Source organism: Sulfitobacter sp. HI0129 (assembly GCF_001635395.1).
Classification (GTDB): Bacteria; Pseudomonadota; Alphaproteobacteria; order Rhodobacterales; family Rhodobacteraceae; genus Sulfitobacter.
This window is the reverse complement of record NZ_LWGH01000326.1, coordinates 1-3,810: the sequence shown is the minus strand read 5'-3', so window position 1 is coordinate 3,810 and position 3,810 is coordinate 1. Positions and strand designations below refer to the sequence as shown.

The following is a 3,810-nucleotide window of genomic DNA, read 5'->3' as shown; positions in this document are numbered from 1 at the left end:
GGAGGGTACAACACCTTCTGCGAGGTGCTTTCCTTCGACAAGCGTGCGGTGATCGTCCCGCGTACCGTGCCCCGTCTGGAACAATGGATAAGGGCGAGCCGGGCCGAGCAGCTGGGTCTGGTGCGGATGCTGGACGAAACCCGCGACGGGCTTACACCAGCCTCGATGATCGCGGCCATACGGGCCCTGCCGGAACAGCGCCTGCCTTCCGAAGCGGGGGCAAACGGGCTTCTCGACGGGCTGGATGCGGTCACAGCGCGGGCCGAAGCGCTCATGAACGGAACCCTGTCGTGAACAAGACGCGCCTTGCCGTGGTAGTAAAGGGCTGGCCGCGCCTGTCCGAAACCTTCATCGCGCAGGAACTGTTGGCGCTGGAAGAGGCTGGCCTCTCCCTCGATCTGTGGTCGCTGCGCCATCCGACCGATACCAAGACGCACCCCCTGCACGACAGGTTGCAGGCGCGGGTGAACTATCTGCCGGAGTATCTGCGCGATGAACCGGACCGCGTGGCAAGAGCACGCGAAGCGGTGACCGCCCTGCCCGGGCATGACGCGGCCCGGGTCGCATTCGAGGCCGATCTGGCCCGCGACGACACGGCCAATCGCCGCCGCCGCTTCGGTCAGGCCTGCGTGCTCGCCCATGAGCTTGGCGAAGATATCGCGGGCCTCTATGCCCATTTCCTGCATACGCCGGCATCCGTCGCCCGCTATGCGGCGATCCTGCGGGGGCTGCCTTGGGCCTTTTCAGCCCATGCAAAGGACATCTGGACATCGCCGGAATGGGAGTTGCGAGAAAAGCTCACATCCGCAGAACATGGCGCGGTCTTCGGGGCCACCTGTACCGCCTTCGGGGCCCGGCACCTGCGCGGGCTTTCGGGCGGTACGCCGGTCGATCTGGTCTACCACGGGCTGGACCTGTCCCGCTTCCCCGCCCCGCCAGAACGAAAGCCGCGCAGGGCAGGAAGCCCCCTGCGGCTGATGTCCGTCGGACGGCTGGTGGAAAAGAAAGGCTTCGACAATCTGATCGATGCCTTCGCCCTGCTTTCCCCGGACCTTGACTGGCACTGGGTGCATATCGGCGGCGGCCCCTTGGACGAAACGTTGAAAGAGCGTGCCCGTCTGAAGGGCGTGGCGAACCGGATCGAATGGCACGGCCCCCGCGACCAGCCCGAAGTGATCGCCGCCATGCGGCAGGCCGATCTTTTCGTCCTCCCCTCCCGCATTGCCGAAGACGGCGACAGGGACGGCCTGCCCAACGTGCTGATGGAGGCCGCGAGCCAAAAGCTGCCGATCCTGTCGACACCCGTCTCCGCCATCCCCGAGTTCATCGAGGATGGCGTGCACGGCCTGCTGCGACCCGACAGCCCGGATACGCTGGCAAGGACGATAGAGACCTTCGCCGCCGATCCCGCGCTTGGGCCGAGACTGGCGGCCAACGCCCATGAGCGGCTGACCCGTTCCTTTGTCATGGCGCCCGGCATTGCACATCTGCGCGAACGGCTGGGGGCAATGATGGCGCGTCGGCCCGCATGAAGCTGGCATTCTACGCGCCGATGAAAACGCCGGACGACCCGATGCCCTCGGGCGACAGGACGATGGCGCGGGGAATTCTCTCCGCTCTCGAATACGCCGGGGTCGAGGTGGAACTGGTCAGCCGCCTGCGCAGCCGGGATGGCGCGGGCGACGCTGCCGAACAGACCCGGATCATGGAGACCGTGAAAACGGAAGCCTCCCGCCTGATCAAGACAGGGCGCGCAGCGGGGTGGCAGGGCTGGCTGACCTACCACAATTACTACAAGGCGCCGGACCTGCTCGGCCCCGGCGTGGCCCGCACGCTCGGTATTCCTTATGTGCAGATCGAATCCACACGCGCGCGGAAACGGCTCGCTGGCCCCTGGGCCGCATTTGCTCGCTGCGCCGAAGATGCCACGGACAGTGCTCAGGCGATTTTCCACTTCACCCGCCGCGACGCCGAAGCACTGCTGCGCGACGCCCCACCACAGCAGCATATCCTGCATCTGCACCCCTTTCTCGACCGGGATGAGTTGCCCCGGCCCTCCGCGCTCAGCGGGCCGATGCTGGCGGTGGGCATGATGCGTCAGGGCGACAAGCTGGCGTCATACGACCTTATCGCCGCAGCGCTGCAGCAGCTGCAGCCGGGCTGGCGGCTGGACATCGCGGGGGATGGCCCCGCCCGCCCGCAGGTCGAACGGTTCATGGCCCCGTTCGGGGATGCCGTGCGGTTTCTGGGCGCATTGGACGGCACGGCTTTGCAGGCGGCTTATTCGGACGCCGCCCTTTTAATCTGGCCGGGCGTGAACGAAGCCTTCGGCATGGTCTATCTGGAAGCGCAGGCGGTGGGTCTTCCGGTCGTCGCACAGGACAGGCCCGGCGTACGGGACGTGCTGGCCCCCGGAACTTATCCCAGCCCGGAGGCTGGCGCCCCAGGTCTTGCCGCACGGCTGCGACACCTGCTGAGTGATACAAAGGCGCGGCATGACGCGGGCACAGAGGCTGCACGCCATATTGCCCGGCATCACCTGCGCCCGGTCGCAGCCCGAACCCTGCTTGACGGATTGCACCGGGCGGGGGTGGCACCATGATCCGTCTCGCGTTGCTCCGCCACGGGCATACCTCATGGAACCGCGAGGGACGGATTCAGGGGCGAACGGACATACCGCTCGACCCCGAAGCCGAAGCCCACCTGAAGAGCCTCCGCTTACCGGCTCCATGGGATGAGGCCGATCTTGTCTCAAGCCCCCTGTCGCGCGCAGTGCGAACTGCCGAAATCCTCACGGCGCGCGCGCCCCGGACCGAACCGGCCCTTCTGGAAATGGACTGGGGCGCGTGGGAGGGCGGCCAAGGCACCGCACTGCGCGCCGACCCGGAAAGCGGCTACCGGGATCTGGAAAGCTGGGGGTGGAATTTCACACCGCCCGGCGGGGAAAGCCCTGCCACGCTGCGTGATCGCCTTGTTCCATGGGCGGAAAGCCTGAAAAGCGATACGCTGGCTGTCTGCCACATCGGAACGATGCGGGTATTGCTGGCCTGCGCGACCGCCTGGCAGTTCGACGGCCCACCGCCCTTTCGCATCAAGCGGGACAGGCTCTATATCCTGCGCATCCACAAGGGGGACTGGCAGTTGGAAGAAGCGGTCCCGCGTCTGGAAAGGCAAGCATCATGAAGGTGATGATCGTTGCCACCCATCTGCTGGGCTCCGGCCATCTGGCACGGGCGCTGACCCTGGGGCGAGCGATCCTGAAGGCGGGGCAAAAGGTGCATATCGTCTCCGGCGGTCTCCCTGCCCCATTGCTGGACAGGGGCGAGATCACGCTGACGCAGCTGCCCCCCGTCCGCTCCGACGGAACGGATTTCGCACGCCTGCTGGATGCCGACGGCAAGCCGGTGCGCGCGGATTACATGGTAAGCCGCGCCGATCTGCTCGCCAAGCTGCTACGGCAGGAGGAGCCGGATGTGCTGCTGACGGAGCTTTTCCCCTTCGGGCGGCGGGTTCTGCGAGCAGAGTTCACACAGCTTCTGAAGGCGGCGGCGGGTCTGCCCCGGCGGCCCTTCGTCGCCGTATCCCTGCGGGATATTCTCGCCCCGCCATCGAAAGAGGCCAAGGCGCGATTTGCCAGCGATATGGTTGCGGCGCATTACGACGCGGTGCTGGTGCACGCCGACCCGGACGTAGTGAAGCTGGAACAAAGCTGGCCCGTCACGAAGGTCATCCGCGATCGGCTTCATTACACCGGGTTCGTGGCTCCCGCGCCCCCGACGGTACCCGAGACCACGACAGGCCGGGGGGAGG

At 66.5% G+C, this 3,810-nt stretch carries 3 protein-coding genes and 2 pseudogenes; all 5 read left to right on the top strand.

Annotation, left to right across the window (positions count from 1 at the left end):
- Positions 1 to 294, top strand: a pseudogene (locus A3764_RS07880) (hypothetical protein); the annotation flags it as partial.
- Positions 291 to 1,532 carry a glycosyltransferase family 4 protein gene (locus A3764_RS07875; protein ID WP_067919854.1) on the top strand — a complete coding sequence of 414 codons (1,242 nt, stop codon included), beginning with the start codon at positions 291 to 293 and terminating at the stop codon, positions 1,530 to 1,532. The pseudogene A3764_RS07880 and the gene A3764_RS07875, both read left to right, overlap by 4 nt.
- On the top strand, positions 1,529 to 2,602 hold the full coding sequence (locus A3764_RS07870) for a glycosyltransferase family 4 protein (protein WP_236628133.1): 1,074 nt from the start codon (positions 1,529 to 1,531) through the stop codon (positions 2,600 to 2,602). The genes A3764_RS07875 and A3764_RS07870 overlap by 4 nt, the downstream gene beginning before the upstream one ends.
- Positions 2,599 to 3,183 carry a histidine phosphatase family protein gene (locus A3764_RS07865; protein ID WP_067919852.1) on the top strand — a complete coding sequence of 195 codons (585 nt, stop codon included), beginning with the start codon at positions 2,599 to 2,601 and terminating at the stop codon, positions 3,181 to 3,183. The genes A3764_RS07870 and A3764_RS07865 overlap by 4 nt, the downstream gene beginning before the upstream one ends.
- A pseudogene (locus A3764_RS07860) lies at positions 3,180 to 3,810 on the top strand (glycosyltransferase family protein); the annotation flags it as partial. The gene A3764_RS07865 and the pseudogene A3764_RS07860, both read left to right, overlap by 4 nt.